This is a genomic window from Phyllobacterium sp. MT110 (assembly GCF_058792715.1).
The window spans coordinates 272,105-292,831 of the sequence record NZ_JBXAFE010000003.1 but is presented as its reverse complement, the minus strand read 5'-3'; the positions used below and the strand labels follow the sequence as shown (position 1 = coordinate 292,831).

The window sequence follows — 20,727 nt, the reverse complement described above, 5'->3', positions numbered from 1 at the left end:
ATAGGAGAAATCCTCCCGCGCGGCGGGCAGCCGACCGGCGACCCCCTAGCGATAGGCGGCCGTGCGATCGAGAAAATCGTGAAAATGGGCGATCACGGTATCCTGATCGACAAACACAACGGCATAGGCCGGCGGCTCGAGCGTCGTCATGATCCTGTCGGGTGAAAAATCCAGTGCCGTCTGGTGATTGGTGCCGCGTATGACGCTCACAGGAATGCCGCGCCAGCTGCCCGCCACCGGCCTGTGCGCATGGCCGACAAAAATATGCCTGACATTGCCATGCTCGCGCAGCAAGGCATGAAGCGCTTCCGATTCGACAAGTCCGAGCCCATCGAGGAGCGGCAGGAAAATAGGGAAGGGGGGATGGTGCAGGAAGAGGAACACCGGCCGGCCGGCCGCCTCGGCCAGACGCCGTTTCAGCCAGGCCTGCCGGGTTTCATCCAGACGCCCTTCAACAAAACCTTCCGATAGGGTGTCGAGCAGGATCAGGCGCCCCTCCGCCGTATCGACCACGCTTTGGACGAAACCGTCCTCCGGCGTGACGGAATCGAAAACCCGCAGAAATGCGCTGCGGTTGTCGTGATTGCCGAGAAGCAGTTTATACGACGGAATGAGCTTCTCCAGTTCACCCGCCAATGCCTGGTAGCTGTCCTCATGACCGTTATCGCTGAGATCGCCGGTGAAAATCACCAGTTCTGCATCCGCATGGTTCTCGTTGATGTCGGCGATGCAGGCCTGAAGATTCTTCAGCGGATCACGCTCACACAGAATATCGCCCGGCGTGACGAGATGCAGATCGGTAACCTGGATAATTTTCATGGAATGTCTCGGACGTATCAGGGCTTGAATGAATGGGGGATGCGGGCACTGCCACGCACAACAATGTGCGTGTTCAGCCGGTCGTGCATGGGCGGGCAATCCGGCTCGGCCTGCCGCTGGTCGAGCAGGGCCACGGCGTGTGCAGCCATGACAGCCGGGTCTTGGCGGAAGGTCGTGAGATTGTAGGTTTCCCAAGCCGCTTCCGGTATGTCGTCAAACCCGATGACGGACAGGTCCTCCGGAATCCTCAGGCTTGTGTGCCGCCGCACATGATCGATAAGACCAAAGGCAACCAGATCGTTGACGCAGAATACGGCCTGCGGGTGTTCGCTGCCGGCAAAAAGCTGCCGCGCCGCTTCCTGCCCGCCCGCATAATCGGAATTGCCGCCATGCCCCATGATGACGGTCGCACCATGCGCAGCCGCTTCCTGGCAGAAGCCGTTCTCGCGTTCGACGGTCGTCGGCGTACGGGACACGGTTCCGGCAAAGCCCAATGCCGTCAATCCATTGGCAAGGAAAACCCGGGCAGCCTCGCGGCCTGCGCCTTCGTTGTCGATATTGACGTCATCGGCCCCGGTTTCAGACCGCCCGAGCACGATGAGCGGCTGACCGTTGCGCCGCGCCAGCTCGACGAAAGAGGAGGGGGGAGAACCGGACAGAATGATCGTTGCCTCGGCGCGGTAGCCGAACAGCGTTTTTTGCGCCGCGACAAGTTCCTCTTCCGTGCGGCCTGTATTGATGACGATGGGTACGCTGCCGCGATGGATCAGCGCCTTGGTCAAGGCTGCGACGAGATGCGAGCGGTAGCCCAGTTCCGGATTGGTAACGACAAGGCCGACCAGCCGGCTTGTTCTTGCCAAAAGACCCCGTGCCAGATCGTTGACCTGATAGCCGAGCTCCTCGGCGGCAGCCATGATCTTTTCGCGTTTCTTGGCAGAAACACTGGCACCGGGTGTGAACGCCCGCGACACCGCAGAGCGGGACACGCCAGCCTTTCTTGCCACCTCGACGGCACTGACATAGTGCTGGGTCTTCTTCGGTAGATCGTCGCCGTTCGAATCCATGCTTCTTCCTCTAGTGTCCCACCTTGGACAGCACATCGGCGCGCAAGAATCGCTCCACCACCAGCATAAAGCCGATAGACGGGATGAGTAGCAGCAGCGCGGTGATCGATGCAATCTGATAGTTGCCGCCAGACCCTGCCGTATAGAGCAATAGCGGCAGCGTGTTCACATCGGGCGCGCCGACGAAATAGCTGCCGGTAAACTCATCCAGAGACTCCAGAAACACAAAAATAGCACTGGCGAGAAGCCCGGGCGCCGCAAGAGGCAGGGTCACGTCACGAAAGGCGCGCAGGGGACCGGCACCAATGGACCGAGCGGCTTCCTCCAGATCGATCTGCACGGCGGAGAACGCTGCCGTGGCAATCCACACCGCATAGACGAGACCATGGGTGACATGCACCAGCACCACGCCCATGATCGTGCCGTTCAGGCCAATCTGGTAGAAGAACCGCGCGATGTTCACATAGACGGGCAGATTGGGGAAAGCCTGCGGAATGAGGAAGGCGAGCAGGATCAGGCTGCGGAACGGCAGTTTCAGCCGCGACAGCGCGTAACCGGCGGGAACGGCCAGTGCGAGGGCCACCACCACGGTCAGGCTGGCCACGACAATGCTCGTCACCAGCGATTCCATGGCATTGCCGCGCGTCGAGAACACCCGCTGCCAGAAGCTGAAACCATATTCCAGCGGCAGCATATGCGGAAAATACCATTTCTCCGCGACGGTCCACAGCAGGAGATTGGTCAGCGGCCCGAAAATCACAAAGGCGAGCAGGCCAAGGACGAGCGCGCGGGGAACCCACCAAAAATCGATCCGGGTCATCATGAACGCTCCTTCACTGACTGGCGCAGATAGACCAGTGCGACACCGGCCGTCAGCAGCAGCGATATCATGCCGAGCGCATTGGCAACGCCATAGTCGCCATGGGCATTGATGCGGAATGCAATATCGGCGGTCAGCATGGTGGGGGATTGCGCATTGATCATCAGTGGCACCGAAAGCACCGACATCATGGTGACAAAGGAGAGGATAAGACCGACCAGCAGGGTTCCCGCGATTTGCGGGACAATGATTTCGATGAGGATGCGCAGCCGCGAGGCGCCAAGATTGCGCGCGGCTTCAATGGTGCTGCGGTCGAGCGAGGCCATCGCGCCCGCAACCAGCAGCGTCACAAATGGTGTCTGCTTCCAGACGAAGGCGATGACAATGCCGCGCCAGTCAAGAAAGCCAACCGTTTGAAGCGGCGTCAGCACGCCCAGGCTGACAAGGATATTGTTCATCAGACCATTCTTGGCAAGGAATGTGCGCAGGATCTGACCCACGACGATAAATGGAATGAACATGGGCCAGCGGTAGAGCCAGCGCAGTACGGCGACAGCACGCGGATTCTCGCCCAGCGTGAGATAGCCGCCGATGGCGATCGAGAAAAAGCCGATCAGCAGGGTGGAAACGCCGACGATCAGCAGCGTGAAAATCATGTCGCTGGAGTAAAGCTCGAAGGATTTGGAAAAATTCCCGATGCCGTAGCTATCGCCGACAACGAAGGCACCGACAATCGACGCGCCAAGCGGCACGATGAAAAACAGCACGATCATGACCAGTGCCGGGATCACGAGAAGAATGGCGAGAAGGCGTTTCTGCATCGGCATATTCCAGAAGAGGGGAGGGGACCACCGGTGTGGGCCGGTGGTCCGAAGGGCACGCGCTATTAGTTGGCTACGTTGCGCTCATATGCTTCGAGAATTGCCGAATTGTACTTAGCAATCGGGAAGGGCTTGGCCTTGGTGGCAAGATCTTCCGGGGAAATATCGACGAAGAGCTTGTCCCAGCTGGCTTTGTCAAGTTCCGGCTGCACATATTTCGCATCGATGCCAGGATACCAGTTGAAGCGCTTGACGATGCCTTCAGCCTGAACCTTCGGGCTGGTGGCAAGGGCAACAAACTTTTCAGCCAGAGCTGTGTTCGGGCTCTTGGCAGGGATGACATAGTGCATCGGCTGACCGGGCATGCCGGGAGCAGGCAGGAACAGCTTCATTTCCGGTGGAAGCTTGCCGTCTGCCTTCCAGGAATAGAACATATCCACCCAGACCGGGCCCATGGCGATTTCGCCGCGGCTCAGCATGTCGAGCGTTCCGGCATTGCCCGGCGTCAGGGTGGCGTTGGTGGTGAAATCTTTCAGACCGGCAAATGCCTTGTCCCACTTCTTGGTTTCCGCTTCTTCGAACGGACCGTTCATCAGCTTCTTGGCATCGCCATCGCCGAAGGCATAAATCCAGCCCATGACGAAGCTGACGCCCGAGGCACCGCCCTTGATGCCGTTGTAACCGAACTGCTTCGGGTTCTTCTTGGCCCAGGCAACCAGCTCTTCATAGCTCTTCGGCGGGTTGGGGATCAGCGCAGGGTTGTAGGCGATAGCCGTCTGGCTGGAGAACATCGGCATGACATAACCGTCGACATTGGCGCCCAGCGCCATTTTTGCCTTGTCGCTTGTCACCATGACGCCGGAAGGAATCTTTGCACGGTAGGATTCCAGATAGCCTTCCTTGACCATGGGACCGGCGAACTTCTCGTGGACGACGGCCACGTCAGCATCCCATTTTTCCGTGTTGGCCTTGGCTTGCGCGTCGAACCGCTCGACGATCTTCTGCGAACCGGCATCGCCGGGGCCCGTGCCGACAACACGCACCTTGGTGCCCGGATTTTCCTTTTCGAAGATCGGGGCGAGGTAATCATTGACGTAATCGACCATGTTCTGGTCACCCGCCGTCAACACGGTGAGGTCACCGGCAGCCGCAGGTGTGGCCGCCAGTCCGAGGATAAGTGAAGCCTGTAGTAACGTTTTCATCGTGAACTCCCGTTGAGCATGGATGTTTTGTTTTGGCAGTCTATGGGGCAGGGACCAGCGGACCGGCCACCTGTCCTCAATGGGCATGTGCGGCCGCAGCAACCTGCGGCGCGTTGAAAATGAAAAGCGAATGCGCTGGGATATGCACCTTGACGGTTTCTCCCTCGGCAAAGGCGGTATCCGCATCGACTAGGATTTCGTCATTGCCCAGCCGCACGGCATGGCGCCAGTGACCGCCGGGATAGCTGACGCTGGCAATCCGGCCGCGCAGTTCGAGCGCACCTGGCTCGGCAGAAACCGTATCGCCGCTGCCGGCAAGGCGGGCGGCTTCGGCACGAAAACGCAGCTGCACCGGCCCGCTGGCAAGCGCACGACCAGACAATGCCGTGACCGTCGAGGGATTGAACGCGCCTTCCGCCAGTTCAATCTGCGCGCCGTTGACGCGCGCCTGCATGGACAGAACATTTTCCGCGCCCATGAACGCAGCAACGAACAGCGATGCAGGCTTGTTGTAGACGTCTTCAGGCGTTCCCTGCTGTTCGATCCGGCCGGCATTCATGATGACGATACGATCAGCCATCACCATGGCTTCCTCGCGGTCATGCGTGACGTGAATGGCGGTGATGCCAAGCCGCTTTTGCAGCGACCGGATCTCGTGGCGTACCGTCAGGCGGATACGGGCATCGAGGTTGGAAAGCGGCTCGTCCAGCAGCAGGATTTCCGGATCGATGGCCAGCGCCCGGCCGAGCGCCACGCGCTGGCGCTGCCCGCCGGAAAGCTGAGCCGGCTTGCGGGCGCCGAGACCGCCAAGGCCAAGCAGGTTCTGCATCTCGTTGACCCGCGCGTCGATGACATCCTTGGAGCGCTTCTGCAGCTTCAGCCCATAGCCGATATTCTGGGCAACGGTCATGTGCGGCCACAGCGCATAGGACTGGAACACCAGCGCCATGCCGCGCTTGTCCGGCGGCATCTGGGTGACATCGCGGTTCGCAACCTGGATGGAACCGCTGAACGGCTTGGAAAAGCCGGCGATCGTCCGCAGAAGCGTTGTCTTGCCGCAACCGGACGAGCCGAGAAGCGCCACGAATTCACCCTTGTGAATGTCGAGGTCTAGATTGTCGAGTACTGTCGTCGGGCCATACCCCACGCTCATTCGCTCGACTTTGAGGAAAGCAGGTTCAGTCATTTTCCATCCCATTGCGCAGCTGTGCAATTTTTTTCTTTGTACTGTCTGTTTATAACAGCGGGATGACAAGTAAAAAATTTTGACGGGGTTTTCCGGGCCAATTCGCTCGATGAAAACCTTACAACTTTTGTCTAGATGTCATAGAACCGTTATCCGGCTTGTATAGGGGTGACCGATCATTATGAGCCTGCAAAAATCAAAGCGGGTTCGTCTCGTCCTGACAAAAGGGGTTATCATGCGCCGCATTCTCATCGCTTCCGTTTTGCTTGCCGCCGGTCTTCAGCCGGTGTTTGCCGCAGATGGCAAACTTGTCCTTTATACCAGCCAGCCCAACACCGATGCGCAGCAAACCGCCGATGCATTCATGGCAAAGAACCCCGGTATCAAGGTTGAATGGGTGCGCGACGGAACGCCCAAGATCATGGCCAAGCTGCGCGCCGAAATCGAAGCCGGCCAGCCGCAGCCCGACGTTCTGCTGATTGCCGATGTGGTGACGATGGAAGGCTTGAAGAAGGAAGGCCGCCTGCTGCCCTTCAAGGACGCAAAGACTTCGGGTATCGACGCCGCGCTCATTGACAAGGACGGCACCTACTTCTCCACCAAGCTGATCACGACAGGCATTGTCTACAACACCAAGGCACCGTTTGTGCCGACGAGCTGGGCCGATCTCGCCAAACCGGAAGCCAAAGGTCTTGTCACCATGCCAAGTCCGCTGACATCGGGTGCCGCCCTGATCCACACCGTTACGCTCACCGAAAATCTCAAACAGGGTTGGGACTATTATGCCGAGCTGGCCAAGAATGGTGCGCAGGCTGCGGGCGGCAATGGCGATATCCTTAAAGCCGTCAGCGGCGGCGACAAGCTCTATGGCATGATCGTCGACTACATGCCGATCCGCGAGAAGGCCAAGGGCGCTCCGGTCGAGTTCGTGTTCCCGAAGGAAGGCGTTTCGGCTGTCACCGAGCCGGCCGGCATCCTGTCGACGGCGAAAAATCCGGAAGCGGCAAAGGCCTTCATCAACTTCCTCCTGTCGAAGGACGGTCAGGAGCTCGCAGCCAAGATGGGCTATATCCCCGCGAGTGCCGACGTTGCCTTGCCGGCGGGCTATCCGGACCGCGCCTCGATCAGGGTCATGAAGTTCGATGCCGCCGGCGCGCTCGCCAACGAGACCAAGAACAAGGAAAAGTTCAGCGAAGTGATGGGGCAGTAAACGCCTTTGGCCATTACACATTCCATAGACAATGCCGGACCCGCATCCACACATGCGGGTTCCCCGGCATACCGGTTGTGGCGTTATTTCCGGCGGGATGGCGGATTGTCCGCCGTGCTGGTTCTCGCCATCATCTTTGCTTTGAGCTTTTTGCCGATGCTGCGACTGCTGGTGACAGCCGTCGCGCCCGGCGGCGAGATTGATCTTGCCGCCATGGCCGGACGGCTTTCCAGTGCCTCGGTCATGCGGGCCACGCTCAACACCCTGGATACGGCCTTCTTCGGCGCGCTGCTTGCCCTCGTGGTTGGCGCGCCTTTTGCCATCGGCATCGCCATGACCGACCTGCCGGGGCGCAAGACCCTCGGTTTCCTGCTGCTGCTGCCATTGATGATTGCGCCACAGGTGATGGCCCTGTCATGGCTGCACCTGTTCGGGCCATCCAGCACGCTGCTTGGTGCTTTCGGTCTTGCACCGCCGCCGGGCACGTCCAATCCGCTGCTCGGCCGCAATGGCATCATCCTGCTCTATGCCATCCAGCATGCACCCATTGTTTTCATCACCTTGCGGGCAGGGCTCACCCGCGTTCCGCGCGATCTGGTCGAGGCGGCGCGTTCTTCCGGGTCATCGCCGCTGCGCGTGCTCCTGACGGTCATCCTGCCGATGGTACGGCCCTATCTCGTTGCGGCCACGGCGCTTGCCTTCGTGTCCGGTGTTGGCAATTTCGGCATTCCGGCTCTGCTTGGCATGCCGGTCAACTATCTCACCCTGACGACGATGATCTACCTGCGCATCGCCAGTGTTGGCCCGAGCGTGCTGCCGCAGGTTGCCGCGCTCTCGGTCCTTATTGCCATGCTCGCCTTGCTTGGTGTCGTCCTGCAGGCCCTGGCACTCAAGAAGGTCAACCACCGATTTACGGCAGGCACACCGGCACGATTCACCCTTGGCCGCTACCGCTGGCTGTTTGCCGCCCTTGGCTGGGTCGCCATCCTGTTCATGCTGATCCTGCCGGTGCTTGCCCTGATAACCACGGCATTGATCCCGTCTTTCGGCGTCCCGCTCAACTGGTCCACCCTGACATTCTCCAATTTCGAGGAAGTCCTGTTCCGGCAGGCTTCCACCAGCCGCGCCTTCTGGAACTCGGCCATTCTCGCCGGAAGTGCTGCTCTTATCCTCGCCATTGGCTCCATTCCGGTCGCCGTGGGCCTGGAGCGCTTCTCGCGCCTGTCGCAACGCGTCCTGCATGGCGCAATCGAACTGCCCTATGCCTTGCCGGGTATCGTGCTGGCCATCGCCTGCATCCTGTTATTCCTGCGGCCGCTGCCATTGATCGGCAGCCTCTACGGCACCGCTTGGATTATCCTGGTTGCCTATCTCATGCGCTTCTTCGCCCTGGCCATGAAACCCGTCACAACGGCAATCGGGCAGCTATCGCGCGATCTCAATGAAGCGGCCGCTGTGTCCGGTGCAGGTCCGCTGCGCCGTCTCATGACAATCACCGGTCCATTGACGGCACCCGCGGCGGTTGCAGGCGCTTTGCTTGTCTTCATGAGCGCATTCAACGAATTGACGGTCTCGGCACTGCTTTGGTCAAGCGGGCATGAAACACTCGGCGTCGTGTTGTTCAGCCTCGAAGAGGCTGGGCTTGGTACCCATGCGGCGGCCATTGCCGTGACGACAATCCTGATTGTCGTGGTACTGTTGGCAATTCTCGACCGTCTCGGCAAAAAGCTCCCGCCTGGTGTATTGCCCTGGCGGTAGATCAGCCGGGAATGATCCAGGCGTCGGCAATGGCGACATGCACGGTTTCACCAATGCGCAGCGCCGAGGGACTGTCGAGCGTCAGGCGCTCGCCGTTGGCCAGTTCAAGCCGGGTTTCGTAGACGGCACCGCGATAGGTGCTTTCCTGTACTGTGGCAGCAAGCCCGTCATCGGCGAGACGGAGAGCTTCGGGGCGCAGCAGCAGCTTGATCGCGTCGGAGCCATCGGCAACGCCCCGCGCTGCAAGACGATACCCCGCCACGTCAACGAGAGCCGATGACGCCCGCCTCTCGACAACCGTGCCGGAAACCGGCGTGCCGCGGCCGATAAATCCGGCCACGCGCTGATCCGCAGGGGAGTGATAGACCTCCACCGGTGCAGCGATCTGCAGGATGTTGCCGGCATTCATCACCGCGATGCGGTCGGAGAGCGCCAGCGCTTCCGACTGGTCATGCGTGACATAAACGATCGTCGCGCGGGTGCGCCGATGAATATCCCGAAAAGCCTCGATCATCGAAGCACGCAAATGCATGTCGAGATTGGCAAGCGGCTCATCGAAAAGGATGATTTTCGCGTCGGCAACCAGACAGCGGGCGAGGGCGACGCGTTGCCGCTGGCCGCCCGAAAGTTCCTCGATCCGCCGATCGGCGAAACTGCCGAGACTGACGCTTTCCAGCACCGCTTTGACGCGCTGCGCGATTTCACTCTTGGCAACTTTCCGGGTCTTCAGCGGGTAGGCGACGTTCTCGGCCACATTCATATGCGGCCACAGGGCATAGGACTGGAAGACCACGCCGACACCGCGCTCCTCCGGCATTTTCTGGCGGCGCATATCGGCGATCCGCTCGTCGCCAAAATCGATGGCGCCATCGTCGGGTGCTTCGAACCCGGCAATCAGACGCAGGAGAGTGGTCTTGCCGCAACCGGAGGGTCCCAGCAGCGAGGTAAACGACCCTGCGGGGAAATTGATGGAGATATTTCTGAGAGCAACCGTCTCGCCGAAGCGCTTGGTCAGATTCTGGATGTGAATGTCGGTCATGCGCCGCTTTTACAATGCTTTTCGATCTTTGGCACCGCCTATGCGCCAATCGCGTTACAACCATGTGACGGGGCGGTGGTATGCGGACCGCTGGCAGAAACCGAGCATTCAGGCGCCAGCACGCACGGCATCGATGAAAACCCGCAGCGCAGGTGCCATATGACGCTGCCTGGGATAGCACAGGAATAGCCCTGGAAACGGAGCGCACCAGGGATCCAGCAGGCTGACGAGCCTGCCTTCGGCAATGTGATCGACAACGGTGTCCTCGATCGGAAAACCGATCCCGATTCCTTTGAGAGTGGCACCCAGTGCCATTTCCTTGTCACTGAAGATCAACGGACCTTCGACAGAGACACTGAACCAGGTTTCATTCTCGAAGAACTCCCAGGCGTAGGGCGTAGCCCGGCCCGGCCAGCGCCAACGTATGCAACGATGACTGACGAGATCGCGCGGATGCTCCGGATGTCCATGACGCGCCAGGTAATCAGGCGTCGCAACCACTACCTGCCGAAGCTCGGATCCCAGACGAACGGCGATCATGTCGCGTTCAATTACCTCCCCTATGCGCAAGCCCACGTCAAAACCGCCTGCGACGATGTCAATGACCTCGTCATCCACCGTGATGTCGAGCAGCACTTCGGGATAGCGCTGGGCAAAGCTGGCAAGAATCGGTTCGATGTGCTTTCGGGCTGCGGATCGGAATGAATGCACCTTTACCGTGCCGGCAGGGTGCTCGCCTGAACGGCGAGCCTGTGCGACGGCGCTTCCGAGTTCGAATGCCGCAGGCCTGACCCGTTGGAGTAAATTTTCACCAGCCTCCGTCAGTGACACATTTCGCGTCGTCCGGTGGAGGAGGCGCATCTCCACCCGTTCCTCGAAACTGCGTACCATCTGGCTCAACGCTGAAGGGGAGACGCCGAGGCTGTCGGCAGCCCGGGAGAAGCTCAGAAATTCGGCGACGGCAATGAAGGCGCGAAGCTGATTGTAGTCATGTCCGGCGAGCAGGATATCCATTTCAGCATCATACATTACTTAGCTGAGCTAACAAGCGCTGTAATTTCTTAGCGCATTATAAAGGCGCAGCCTTTCTGCCATTTTCTCTTTGCTTCATTGAAAAGGATAAAGAAATGACAACTTGGTTCATCACAGGAATTTCGCGCGGCCTGGGCAAGGCACTTGCCGCGGCAGCACTGGCAGAGGGAGACACTGTGATTGGGACAGTTCGTACGGGGTCGTTCGAACTTGATCATGATCGCGGCACGTTGCATTTGCTGAATGTTGATCTGGTCGACGGCCAGGCAGCAGCTGCCAGCATAGCAAAAGCTTTTGAAATTGCGGGCGAGATCGACGTCATCGTAAACAATGCAGGATACGGGCTGCTGGGTGCATTGGAGAAGGCATCGGATGCGGATGTCGAGAGACTGTTTGCAGTCGATGTTTTTGCACCGTTCCGGATCATTCGGACGGCATTGCCTTACCTCCGCGCGCAGCGCCGCGGTCACATCATCAACATCACCTCGATTGCCGGGCGCGCGCCAACCACCGGATCGGCCGTTTACGCTGCCGCCAAATATGCGCTTGAAGGCCTTTCATCAGCATTGGCTTTGGAGATCGCACCGCTTGGTATCAAAGTAACGGCCATCGCCCCCGGCGCATTCAGGACGGACTTCCTTTCGTCTCACTCAATCCGCAAAAGCGACGCCGAAGACGCTGCCTATGCCGAGACGATTGGACGGAGTTCTGCCGCCTTCGATTCCGTCGCGGGTCGACAGCTGGGCAATCCAGATCTCGCAGCACAGGTCATCATCAGCCTGGTTCGTGCCGACAATCCACCTCTTCATCTGCTGCTCGGCAGTGATGCGCTGCGCCGTGCCCGTAGCAAACTGGATCAGATTGTTGATGAGATCGATGCCTGGGAAACCATCACCCGCAGCACCGATTTCGAGAAAGGCGAATAATTTAGACAGTCAAACTCCGCATCAATCGGACAATTCGGGCAAGGTCACTGTCGTGAGACGGTGACCTTGCTCAAGGCATGCGTTGCTCACATCGTCGCCAGCGATCAACACCACGACACGCAAGTTGCAGCAGGGCAACATTGCGTCCATCAAAATTCCCATCAAAACCCGTCAAAAAGAGTTGCACACCTCATTTCGCCGAACTAGTATATCAAGCGGAGGAGAATTCTCGTGGTAAAGATGACGCTTGAAGACGTCGCCCGAGAAGCCGGTGTCAGTCTTGCAACGGTTGATCGTGTTGTGAACGGGCGGAATGGTGTGCATGCGCGCACCATCGAACGCGTCAACGCGGCCATCAAGCTGCTTGGATTTCATCCGGATCAGCACGCATCGCGGCTTGCGCGCGGACGGGACTATGATTTCCGGATTATCCTGCCGACCGGCGAAAACGAATTCATGCAGGCGCTGGATGCGGAGTTTCGTGCAACCCGCGAACGCCAGCTGCAGGAACGCGTGCGGCTTTCCATTCAATATGTCGATACTTTCGACGGCGAGGCTTTGGCGGCGGCACTCGAACGGCTGCCCTCCAGCATCGACGGCGTCGCTGTCGTCGCGCTCGACCATCCCGCCGTGACAGAAGCCATCAACGCCCTTGCCGACAGGGGTGTGGTTGTCCTGACACTGGTTTCCGATGTGCCGAACTCACGCCGCGCCCATTTTGTCGGCATCGACAATTACGCCGCCGGGCGCACCGCGGCTTCGCTGATTGGCCGCTTTGTCGGACCGCGCAAGGGCAAGGTCGGCATGATTGCCGGATCGCTGGCCCTGCGCGACCACGTGGAGCGGCAGTTCGGTTTCGAACAGGTCATTTCCCGTGAATACGCCAATCTTGAAGTTCTGCCCGTCCGGGAAGCGCGCGACGAGAACGCGCGCGTTGAGACGGTCGCCCGCGCGCTGCTGCGCGATCACCCCGATCTGGTCGCCATCTACAACGCCGGCGGTGGACAGGCGGGTGTCGTCGCTGCGCTCGAAGCAACCGGCCGTGTCTCCGACGTGATTTTCGTGGCGCATGAACTCACCGCCTCGACCCGCCGCCATCTGGTGCGCGGCACCGTGGATGCGCTCATCAATCAGGATGTCGGGCATATGGCGCGCAGCACCGCGCGCATTCTCACTGCCCTGCGCGAAGGCCGTCCCATCGTACCGGGGCAGGAACATATCCGCATCGATATTTTTCTCAGGGACAACATGCCCTGAACAGAAACCGGAGGGGTGCCTGCCCGAGGCGCCCGCATGAATTGGAGGAGACGAGACATGAAGACGATCAAGGGACCAGCCATTTTTCTCGCGCAGTTTGCGGGCGATGCGGCACCGTTCAACTCATTCGACGCGATCTGCCAATGGGCAGCATCCCTCGGCTACAAGGGTGTTCAAATTCCCACCTGGGATGCGCGGCTGTTCGATCTCAAGAAGGCCTCGGACTCCAAGACCTATTGCGATGAAGTCGCTGGCATTGCCCATGCGCATGGCCTCACCATCACCGAGCTTTCAACCCATCTGCAGGGCCAGCTCGTCGCCGTTCATCCGGTCTACGATGAACTAATGGACGGTTTTGCGGTGCCTGAAGTGCATGGCAACCCCAAGGCCCGCCAGGAATGGGCTGTCGATCAGGTCAAGCGCGCCGCGCGTGCCTCCAAACACCTTGGCCTCAAGGTGATGCCGACATTCTCGGGCGCACTGGCCTGGCCATTCCTCTACCCCTTTCCGCAGCGGCCTGCCGGTCTCGTCGAAGCGGCATTCGACGAACTGGCCAAGCGCTGGACACCGATCCTCAACTATCTCGATGAACAGGATGTCGATGCGGCCTATGAAATCCATCCGGGCGAAGACCTGCATGACGGGATCACCTACGAGATGTTCCTGGAGCGCGTGAACAATCATCCGCGCGCCAACCTGCTCTATGATCCCTCGCATTTCGTGCTGCAGCAGCTCGATTATCTCGACTACATCGACATCTATCACGAGCGCATCAAGGCGTTCCACGTCAAGGACGCCGAATTCAATCCGACCGGCCGTCAGGGTGTCTATGGCGGTTTCCAGTCCTGGGTGAATCGTGCCGGACGCTTCCGTTCGCTCGGTGACGGACAGGTGGATTTTGGCGCCGTCTTTTCCAAGCTGACGGCTTATGACTTCGATGGCTGGGCGGTGCTGGAATGGGAATGCGCACTCAAGCATCCGGAAGACGGTGCACGTGAAGGCGCTGAATTCATCAACGCACATCTGATCCGCGTGACCGAAAGGGCATTCGATGATTTCGCTGGCGCAGGAACCGACGACGCGGCCAACCGCCGTATCCTTGGTCTGGTATAAGAACGGAAGGAAGCGGCAATGGCTATTGAAGCAAGCAGAGAAAAAGCGGCAACCCGGCGCATTCGCATCGGCATGGTCGGAGGAGGGCAGGGCGCCTTCATCGGCGCCGTGCATCGCATCGCCATGCGCATCGACGATCAGTACGAGCTCGTCGCCGGAGCCCTGTCTTCCGATCCGGCGCGCGCCAAGGCCTCGGCGAAGGAGCTCGGCATTGCGGAAGACCGTGCCTATGGTTCTTTCGAAGAGATGGCGAAAGCGGAAGCCAAGCGCCCGGACGGGATCGAGGCGGTGGCGATCGTTACCCCGAACCATATGCATGCACCTGCCGCAAAAGCGTTTCTGAGAGCGGGCATCCATGTGATCTGCGACAAGCCGCTCACCACCACTGTCAAGGATGCCAAGGAACTCGTGGCACTGGTGAAGAAGACCGGCAAGATTTTTGCCGTGACTCACAATTACACCGGTTACCCCATGATCCGGCAGGCCCGTGCCATGGTCGAAAAGGGTGTCCTTGGCAAGATCCGTCTGGTGCAGGCCGAATACCCGCAGGATTGGCTGACCGAAAGGGCGGAGGACTCAGGATCGAAGCAGGCGGAATGGCGCACCGATCCGGCGCGTTCCGGTGCAGGCGGCGCCATCGGCGATATCGGCACGCACGCCTATAACCTCGCCTGTTTTGTTTCCGGCCTGACGCTGAAGCAGCTGTGCGCCGAACTCACCAGCTTTGTCGAAGGCCGCAAGCTCGATGACGACGTGCAGATCCTGATGCGCTTCGACGGCGGCGCCAAGGGCATGCTGTGGGCAAGCCAGGTGGCGCCAGGACACGAGAACGGCCTGAAACTGCGCGTCTACGGCACCAAGGGCGGGCTGGAATGGACCCAGGCCGATCCGAACTATCTCTGGTACACGCCGTTCGGCAAACCCAAGCAATTGCTGACCCGCGGCGGAGCCGGCGCGTCGCCGGAAGCCGCCCGTGTCACACGCGTTCCCGGTGGTCATCCGGAAGGCTATCTTGAAGGTTTTGCCAATATCTATACGGAAGCCGCACAGGCGATCATTGCCGCCCGGACGGGCAAGAAGACACCGAAGGATGTGATATATCCGACGGTCGAGGATGGACTTGCCGGCATGGAGTTCATCGATGCGGCGGTGAAGTCGTCCAAAGCCGGCGGCGTGTGGACGAAGGTGTGATGAACAGCGACCAACCCCATCGCAACAACGGAGCGCCCGTGCTTGAAGCCCGGGGCATCGCCAAGGCTTTCGGGCCGGTGGAGGTGCTGACCGATATCAGCCTCACCATCCAGCCCGGCGAGGTGCATGCAATCATCGGCGAGAACGGTGCCGGCAAGTCGACGCTGATGAAGCTTCTGAGCGGCCATCTGCAGCCGACCCGCGGCTCGGTTGCGATGGATGGGGAGGACGTGACCCTCGCCGGTCCCGTCGATGCGGAACATCGCGGTCTTGTACTTGTGCACCAGGAAATCCTGCTCGCACCGCACTTGACGGTCGCGCAGAATATTTTCATGGGCCGCGAGTTGAAACGCGGTCTCATGGTCAATGACCGCGAGATGAACCGGCTGGCTGCGGAAGCCGTGCGCAAGCTCGGTGCTGATATTGATCCGACAACACCTGTGTCGCGGCTATCCATTGCGCGGCGCCAGCTCGTGCAGATTGCCCGCGCGCTGCAGGTGCCGCACCGCGTCGTGATTTTCGATGAACCCACGGCATCCCTCACGCCCTATGAGACGGAAGCGCTGCTCAAGGTGATCCGCAACCTGCGCGACCAGAATGTGGCGGTTCTCTATATTTCCCATCGCCTGCCGGAAGTCGCCGCCATTGCCGACCGCATCACCGTGCTGCGCGACGGCAAGCTCATCGCGACCCGCAATGCCTCGGAATTGCAGCCCGTTGACATGGCAAAGCTGATGGTCGGACGCGATATGTCAAAACTCTATCCCGAACGGGAAGAGACCGCGACGCGCGAGACGATCCTTGATGTGAGCAATTTCGACGTTCCGGGTTATGCCCGCAGCGCCTCGTTCGCCTTGCGCAAAGGTGAAATTCTTGGCTTTGCCGGGCTGATCGGCGCCGGAAGGACTGAACTGTTCGAAGGCATTGTCGGGCTGCGTGCCGGACATGGGCAGGTCAAATTGAACGGCAAGCCGGTGCGGTTTCACAGCGTGCGTGACAGCATGGCCGCCGGGATTGTCTACCTGAGCGAAGACCGCAAGGGCAAGGGACTGCTTCTGGCACAGAACCTGCGGACGAACCTCACGCTGGCCTCATTGGAAAAATTCACCAAAGGCCCGCTCATCGAGCGCAAGCAGGAAGAACAGGGGCTGGACAAGGCGATTGCCGAATTCGACATCCGGGCCCGGCGACGCGATCTGCTGGCGGGCCAGTTGTCCGGCGGCAATCAGCAAAAGCTGTTGCTCGCCAAGATGATGCTGCTTGATCCGAGCATCGTCATCATCGATGAGCCGACCCGCGGCATCGATATCGGCACCAAGGAACAGATCTACAGATTCATCGCCGATCTCGCCAAGTCAGGAAAATCGGTCATCGTCATCTCGTCCGAGATGCAGGAGCTGATCGGCATCTGTCACCGCATCCTTGTCATGCGCTCCGCGCGCATTGTCGGCGAGGTCTCGGGTGACGCGATGACGGAAGATGAAATCGTCGTCTACGCCACCGGCGTCAAAACAAACGAAGCAGAACTATACGCAACGGGGTCCGCATGAGCGATACGCAAGCAAACACCGACACGCGCGGCCTTGGCCGCAAGCTGGCGGATATCGACAAGACGGCGGTTGCGCCATTCCTGGCGCTTGCCGCGCTTTTCGTTCTGGGCGCCCTGGTCAATCCAAGCTTCATCGGCATCGACAATATATTGAACGTGCTGACCCGCTCGTCCTTCATCGCCATCATCGCGGTTGGAGCGACCTTCGTGATTTCGGCTGGCGGGCTTGATCTGTCGGTGGGATCGATGGCTGCGCTTGTCGCCGGCATCATGATCCTGTTCCTGAATTCTGCCGCCATCGACGGCAATTTCGCCATGCTGGCCGCCGGTGTCGTCATCGCCATCGGCGTCGGGGCAGGCGCCGGGCTGGTCAACGGCGCCGTCACGACGCTTGGGCGGATCGAACCGTTTATCGTGACGCTTGGAACAATGGCCATCTACCGCTCCGTCACGGTCTGGCTGGCCAATGGCGGATCGATTGCCATGAAATCCAGCGAAATGCGCAACCTGTTCCGGCCGGTCTATACCGGCACGTTCCTCGGCTTGCCGATACCGGTCTGGATCATCATCGCCGTCGGTTTGCTCGGTGCCTTCATCCTCTACAAGACCTCCTTTGGCCGGCACGTCATCGCGGTCGGTTCCAACGAAGACGTCGCGCGGTATTCCGGCATCCACGTCAATCGTGTCCGCGCCATGACCTATGTCATTCAAGGGATTTGCGTGGCGATAGCCGTAGTGGTCTACGTCCCGCGGCTTGGGGCGGCAACCACGACCACCGGCATGCTGTGGGAATTGCAGGCCATTACGGCGGTCGTCATTGGCGGCACGGCGCTGAAAGGCGGCGTAGGGCGCATCTGGGGCACGATCTGCGGCGCCTTCATGCTGGAGATCGTCGGCAACATCATGGTCCTGTCCAACTTCGTCAGTGAATATCTGATCGGTGCGGTTCAGGGTGTCATCATCATCATCGCCATGCTGGTGCAGCGGACACTGCAGCGCAAGGGATAACGGCGATAAAAGTTTGGGAGGGGGAGAATGGGCCACCCGCCGACCTCGACACAAAGGCCCGTAGAATATTTGGGAGAGAAATATGCGTAAACTCATCGTGGGACTTGCCGGCGCGCTGCTCGCGTCAAGCATGGTCCTGGCTCACGCCGCGGACAAGAAAGTCAATATCGCCGTTTCCATTCCGGCTGCCGATCACGGCTGGACCGGCGGCGTCGTCTATCACGCCGAACGGGCGGCCAAGATTCTCGAGGCCAACCATCCCGGCCTCAAGATCACCATCAAGACATCACCCGATGGTGCTTCCCAGGCCAATGCGCTCGAAGACCTGACCACGCAGGGGATCGATGCCCTCGTCACCCTGCCGCATAATTCCGACGAACTGACCGACCCGATCCGTCAGGTCAAGGCAAAGGGCGTATTCGTCACGGTTGTTGACCGCGCCCTGTCCGATCAGAGCATTCAGGATCTGTATGTCGCCGGTAACAATCCGGAGCTCGGCCGTGTCGCCGGCAAATATCTGAAGGACAAGCTTGGCACTGCCAATGTTGTGGTCATTCGCGGCCTGCCTATCGTCATTGACGAAGAACGCCAGAAGGGTTTTGACGAAGCCATCGCCGGCAGCGGTATCAAGGTGCTCGACAAGCAGTTCGGCAACTGGTCACGCGATGACGCCTTCAAGGTCATGCAGGACTATCTGACCAAGTTCCCGAAGATCGATGCCGTCTGGTGCCAGGATGACGACATGGCTGTCGGCGTGCTCGAAGCCATCAGCCAGGCCAAGCGCACCGACATCAAGATGGTCATCGGCGGTGCCGGCATGAAGGACATGATCAAGCGCGTCAGCGATGGCGATGCCATGACACCGATCAATGTTCTCTATCCGCCGTCCATGATCGCAACGGCACTCGAACTGACGGTTGCCAATTTCTACGATCAGGTTCCTGTACGCGGCAAATACATCCTGGATGCCACCCTGGTCACCAAGGACAATGCCAAGGAATTCTACTTCCCTGATTCGCCGTTCTGATCTCCACGATCAGGGCATGATCAGTCTGCACATGGAAAAGGCCCTTGCGGGCCTTTTTCTTTTGTCAGGGTTGGCGCCGGGGAGGACTCGTACCCCGACGCCTTCCCTGTTGCAGCAGGCTTCATCATGGCGGGAGCAGCGGTCATGCTCAAACCATTTCCTGCCGCAAATTGCGCGTCGCATGCCGAAATTTCCAGCCGTTGCGCTTGCTGGGATAGCTCGAACTTAAAGAATTTTTGCAGGCTCGCGGTCAGCGCGCTTGCAATTTTGTGATGTTTTTCAAGCGCCAACTAACTTGACTCGTTGACTCCTCTTTATGTTGAGTAATAAATATGATCATACGAGTCAAGTTTGAACTATCCGTTGCCGGATCATTCCGGCAGCGACAGCACGAAAAGGCTGGCCAGCAATGTCACGACGCCAAATCATCGATCTTCAAGTCCGGCTTCCGAGGCTGGCCCCGCTCGCACGCGAAATCATGCCGGTCCGGCAAACGGATATGCGCGTTTACGGCAGCGAAATCCTGTTCGACGGCTCCAACGAAGTCGGCATCGAACATGCCGGCTCGCTTTACCGCCTGAAAATCACCCGCCAGGGCAAACTCATTCTCAACAAGTAACGCATTGATAGGCATCCGAAGACAATGACTGATACGCACAAGCCAGCACCCCAGGACATCCGGCAAGCTCGGGCAGACAACCCCAAAATGCGCGAGCGCGATCTTGCCCAGCAGCTTGGCATCACCGAGGCTGATCTGGTTGCAGCCTTTTGCGGCCTCAATGTCATTCGCATCACCCCGCGCATCGAGACCTTCCTGACCGAGATACAGACCCTCGGCGAGGTGATGGCGCTGACGCGCAACGAAAGCGCCGTGCACGAAAAGATCGGCGTCTACGACAAGCCCATCGTCGGCAAGAACGCCTCCATGCTGCTGGGCGAGCAGATCGATCTGCGGCTGTTTCCCGACAGCTGGGCGCACGGCTTTGCAGTGGAAAAGCAGGACGGCGAATTCATCCGCCGCAGTCTCCAGTTCTTCGATGCCGCCGGTGAGGCAATCCACAAAATCCATCTGCGCCCCGCTTCGGATCTCGACGCCTACCACGCACTTGTCGCCAAGCTGCGCCTCGACGACCAGTCGCAGAGTATCGAACTGACTGCCTTGCCGAAGCCCGAGGAGAAGACTGCGGAAATTCATGAACTCGATGCGGATGGCCTGCGGGACCGCTGGACCCAGATGAAGGATGTGCATGAGTTCTTCGGCATTCTGCGTTCACTGAAGATGACGCGCCATCAGGCGGTGCAGGTAATCGGGCAGGACTATGCCTGGGCACTGGATCGCGACGCCTTGAGCGCCATGATGCAGCATGCGGCGCAGGAGCAGATACCGATCATGTGCTTTGTCGGCAATCGTGGCTGCATCCAGATTCATTCGGGCCCGATTGCGAACATCAAGGCGATGGGGCCTTGGCTCAATATCCTCGATGAAACCTTTCATATGCATCTGCGCCTCGACCACATTGCCGAGTTGTGGGCTGTGCGCAAACCGACCAAGGACGGTCATGTGACATCGCTCGAAGCCTACGGCGCCGAAGGGGAAATGATCATTCAGTTCTTTGGCAAGCGTCATGAAGGCTCGGGCGAACGGGAAGATTGGCGCCAGCTTGTCGAAAACCTGCCGCGCATCCTGCGTTCGGCCGCGTAAGGA

Annotated in this window: 20 protein-coding genes; 11 read left to right on the top strand and 9 right to left on the bottom strand. The window is 59.5% G+C overall.

Annotation, left to right across the window (positions count from 1 at the left end; all coding sequences use genetic code 11):
* Window positions 1–45 precede the first annotated feature (45 nt).
* From AC1Q5O_RS16525 to AC1Q5O_RS16500, 6 genes are all read right to left on the bottom strand, one after another.
* On the bottom strand, window positions 46–819 hold the full coding sequence (locus AC1Q5O_RS16525) for a phosphodiesterase (RefSeq protein WP_492564361.1): 774 nt from the start codon (window positions 817–819) through the stop codon (window positions 46–48).
* A gap of 17 nt (window positions 820–836) precedes the next feature.
* On the bottom strand, window positions 837–1,883 hold the full coding sequence (locus AC1Q5O_RS16520; protein ID WP_492564359.1) for a LacI family DNA-binding transcriptional regulator: 1,047 nt from the start codon (window positions 1,881–1,883) through the stop codon (window positions 837–839).
* A gap of 10 nt (window positions 1,884–1,893) precedes the next feature.
* A complete protein-coding gene (locus AC1Q5O_RS16515; RefSeq protein WP_492564357.1) occupies window positions 1,894–2,706 on the bottom strand; it encodes an ABC transporter permease in 813 nt (270 codons plus the stop codon).
* Window positions 2,703–3,524, bottom strand: a complete 822-nt coding sequence (locus tag AC1Q5O_RS16510; RefSeq protein ID WP_130272636.1) for an ABC transporter permease — start codon at window positions 3,522–3,524, stop codon at window positions 2,703–2,705. The genes AC1Q5O_RS16515 and AC1Q5O_RS16510 overlap by 4 nt, the downstream gene beginning before the upstream one ends.
* Window positions 3,525–3,589: 65 nt before the next feature.
* Entirely contained in the window at window positions 3,590–4,726 is a 1,137-nt protein-coding gene (locus AC1Q5O_RS16505) for an ABC transporter substrate-binding protein (protein WP_346306329.1), read from the bottom strand.
* Between the two features lie 76 nt (window positions 4,727–4,802).
* Window positions 4,803–5,912 carry an ABC transporter ATP-binding protein gene (locus AC1Q5O_RS16500; RefSeq protein ID WP_492564355.1) on the bottom strand — a complete coding sequence of 370 codons (1,110 nt, stop codon included), beginning with the start codon at window positions 5,910–5,912 and terminating at the stop codon, window positions 4,803–4,805.
* A gap of 235 nt (window positions 5,913–6,147) precedes the next feature.
* Between AC1Q5O_RS16500 and AC1Q5O_RS16495 the strand changes: the two genes are divergently transcribed.
* Together AC1Q5O_RS16495 and AC1Q5O_RS16490 are read left to right on the top strand one after the other, a co-directional pair.
* Window positions 6,148–7,122, top strand: coding sequence for an ABC transporter substrate-binding protein (locus AC1Q5O_RS16495; RefSeq protein ID WP_492564353.1), 975 nt, complete (start codon window positions 6,148–6,150; stop codon window positions 7,120–7,122).
* A 114-nt stretch (window positions 7,123–7,236) separates the two neighbouring features.
* Complete coding sequence (locus tag AC1Q5O_RS16490) at window positions 7,237–8,880, top strand: ABC transporter permease (protein WP_492564784.1); 1,644 nt, start codon at window positions 7,237–7,239, stop codon at window positions 8,878–8,880.
* A gap of 1 nt (window position 8,881) precedes the next feature.
* On the opposite strand, the gene AC1Q5O_RS16485 is transcribed toward AC1Q5O_RS16490, so the two are convergent.
* Together AC1Q5O_RS16485 and AC1Q5O_RS16480 are read right to left on the bottom strand one after the other, a co-directional pair.
* On the bottom strand, window positions 8,882–9,919 hold the full coding sequence (locus AC1Q5O_RS16485; protein WP_492564351.1) for an ABC transporter ATP-binding protein: 1,038 nt from the start codon (window positions 9,917–9,919) through the stop codon (window positions 8,882–8,884).
* A gap of 108 nt (window positions 9,920–10,027) precedes the next feature.
* Window positions 10,028–10,933, bottom strand: coding sequence for a LysR family transcriptional regulator (locus tag AC1Q5O_RS16480; RefSeq protein ID WP_492564349.1), 906 nt, complete (start codon window positions 10,931–10,933; stop codon window positions 10,028–10,030).
* A gap of 113 nt (window positions 10,934–11,046) precedes the next feature.
* Here AC1Q5O_RS16480 and AC1Q5O_RS16475 point away from each other — a divergent pair, with 113 nt between their 5' ends.
* The 7 genes from AC1Q5O_RS16475 to AC1Q5O_RS16445 all read left to right on the top strand — a co-directional run bounded on the left by AC1Q5O_RS16475 (window position 11,047) and on the right by AC1Q5O_RS16445 (window position 19,022).
* The gene (locus AC1Q5O_RS16475) at window positions 11,047–11,877 is read left to right on the top strand and encodes an SDR family NAD(P)-dependent oxidoreductase (RefSeq protein ID WP_492564347.1); all 831 of its coding nucleotides are present in this window, start codon (window positions 11,047–11,049) and stop codon (window positions 11,875–11,877) included.
* Window positions 11,878–12,117: 240 nt separating this feature from the next.
* Window positions 12,118–13,134 carry a LacI family DNA-binding transcriptional regulator gene (locus tag AC1Q5O_RS16470; protein WP_492564782.1) on the top strand — a complete coding sequence of 339 codons (1,017 nt, stop codon included), beginning with the start codon at window positions 12,118–12,120 and terminating at the stop codon, window positions 13,132–13,134.
* Between the two features lie 57 nt (window positions 13,135–13,191).
* On the top strand, window positions 13,192–14,247 hold the full coding sequence (locus AC1Q5O_RS16465) for a sugar phosphate isomerase/epimerase family protein (protein WP_492564345.1): 1,056 nt from the start codon (window positions 13,192–13,194) through the stop codon (window positions 14,245–14,247).
* An 18-nt stretch (window positions 14,248–14,265) separates the two neighbouring features.
* Window positions 14,266–15,438 carry a Gfo/Idh/MocA family protein gene (locus tag AC1Q5O_RS16460; protein WP_492564343.1) on the top strand — a complete coding sequence of 391 codons (1,173 nt, stop codon included), beginning with the start codon at window positions 14,266–14,268 and terminating at the stop codon, window positions 15,436–15,438.
* Window positions 15,438–16,988: a sugar ABC transporter ATP-binding protein gene (locus AC1Q5O_RS16455; protein ID WP_492564341.1), complete on the top strand. Its 1,551-nt coding sequence runs from the start codon at window positions 15,438–15,440 to the stop codon at window positions 16,986–16,988. The genes AC1Q5O_RS16460 and AC1Q5O_RS16455 overlap by 1 nt, the downstream gene beginning before the upstream one ends.
* Window positions 16,985–17,995 (top strand): ABC transporter permease, encoded by a 1,011-nt coding sequence (locus AC1Q5O_RS16450; protein WP_288192149.1) that lies wholly within the window; start codon window positions 16,985–16,987, stop codon window positions 17,993–17,995. The genes AC1Q5O_RS16455 and AC1Q5O_RS16450 overlap by 4 nt, the downstream gene beginning before the upstream one ends.
* 82 nt (window positions 17,996–18,077) lie before the next feature.
* Window positions 18,078–19,022, top strand: coding sequence for a substrate-binding domain-containing protein (locus AC1Q5O_RS16445; RefSeq protein ID WP_492564339.1), 945 nt, complete (start codon window positions 18,078–18,080; stop codon window positions 19,020–19,022).
* 20 nt (window positions 19,023–19,042) lie between these two features.
* Here AC1Q5O_RS16445 and AC1Q5O_RS16440 read toward each other — a convergent pair whose 3' ends face one another.
* Complete coding sequence (locus AC1Q5O_RS16440) at window positions 19,043–19,312, bottom strand: hypothetical protein (RefSeq protein ID WP_492564338.1); 270 nt, start codon at window positions 19,310–19,312, stop codon at window positions 19,043–19,045.
* A gap of 188 nt (window positions 19,313–19,500) precedes the next feature.
* On the opposite strand from AC1Q5O_RS16440, the gene hemP reads away from it, so the two are divergent.
* Both hemP and AC1Q5O_RS16430 read left to right on the top strand, forming a co-directional pair.
* Window positions 19,501–19,641, top strand: coding sequence for a hemin uptake protein HemP (gene hemP, locus AC1Q5O_RS16435; RefSeq protein ID WP_223614931.1), 141 nt, complete (start codon window positions 19,501–19,503; stop codon window positions 19,639–19,641).
* A 24-nt stretch (window positions 19,642–19,665) separates the two neighbouring features.
* Window positions 19,666–20,724 carry a hemin-degrading factor gene (locus tag AC1Q5O_RS16430; protein ID WP_492564337.1) on the top strand — a complete coding sequence of 353 codons (1,059 nt, stop codon included), beginning with the start codon at window positions 19,666–19,668 and terminating at the stop codon, window positions 20,722–20,724.
* Window positions 20,725–20,727: the final 3 nt, after the last annotated feature.

Coding starts and splice junctions, on each gene's coding strand:
- AC1Q5O_RS16525 (WP_492564361.1), bottom strand. CDS start 819: ATGAAAATTATCCAGGTTACCGATCTGCATCTCGTCACGCCGGGCGAT.
- AC1Q5O_RS16520 (WP_492564359.1), bottom strand. CDS start 1,883: ATGGATTCGAACGGCGACGATCTACCGAAGAAGACCCAGCACTATGTC.
- AC1Q5O_RS16515 (WP_492564357.1), bottom strand. CDS start 2,706: ATGATGACCCGGATCGATTTTTGGTGGGTTCCCCGCGCGCTCGTCCTT.
- AC1Q5O_RS16510 (WP_130272636.1), bottom strand. CDS start 3,524: ATGCAGAAACGCCTTCTCGCCATTCTTCTCGTGATCCCGGCACTGGTC.
- AC1Q5O_RS16505 (WP_346306329.1), bottom strand. CDS start 4,726: ATGAAAACGTTACTACAGGCTTCACTTATCCTCGGACTGGCGGCCACA.
- AC1Q5O_RS16500 (WP_492564355.1), bottom strand. CDS start 5,912: ATGACTGAACCTGCTTTCCTCAAAGTCGAGCGAATGAGCGTGGGGTAT.
- AC1Q5O_RS16495 (WP_492564353.1), top strand. CDS start 6,148: ATGCGCCGCATTCTCATCGCTTCCGTTTTGCTTGCCGCCGGTCTTCAG.
- AC1Q5O_RS16485 (WP_492564351.1), bottom strand. CDS start 9,919: ATGACCGACATTCACATCCAGAATCTGACCAAGCGCTTCGGCGAGACG.
- AC1Q5O_RS16480 (WP_492564349.1), bottom strand. CDS start 10,933: ATGGATATCCTGCTCGCCGGACATGACTACAATCAGCTTCGCGCCTTC.
- AC1Q5O_RS16475 (WP_492564347.1), top strand. CDS start 11,047: ATGACAACTTGGTTCATCACAGGAATTTCGCGCGGCCTGGGCAAGGCA.
- AC1Q5O_RS16470 (WP_492564782.1), top strand. CDS start 12,118: ATGACGCTTGAAGACGTCGCCCGAGAAGCCGGTGTCAGTCTTGCAACG.
- AC1Q5O_RS16465 (WP_492564345.1), top strand. CDS start 13,192: ATGAAGACGATCAAGGGACCAGCCATTTTTCTCGCGCAGTTTGCGGGC.
- AC1Q5O_RS16460 (WP_492564343.1), top strand. CDS start 14,266: ATGGCTATTGAAGCAAGCAGAGAAAAAGCGGCAACCCGGCGCATTCGC.
- AC1Q5O_RS16455 (WP_492564341.1), top strand. CDS start 15,438: ATGAACAGCGACCAACCCCATCGCAACAACGGAGCGCCCGTGCTTGAA.
- AC1Q5O_RS16450 (WP_288192149.1), top strand. CDS start 16,985: ATGAGCGATACGCAAGCAAACACCGACACGCGCGGCCTTGGCCGCAAG.
- AC1Q5O_RS16445 (WP_492564339.1), top strand. CDS start 18,078: ATGCGTAAACTCATCGTGGGACTTGCCGGCGCGCTGCTCGCGTCAAGC.
- hemP (WP_223614931.1), top strand. CDS start 19,501: ATGCCGGTCCGGCAAACGGATATGCGCGTTTACGGCAGCGAAATCCTG.
- AC1Q5O_RS16430 (WP_492564337.1), top strand. CDS start 19,666: ATGACTGATACGCACAAGCCAGCACCCCAGGACATCCGGCAAGCTCGG.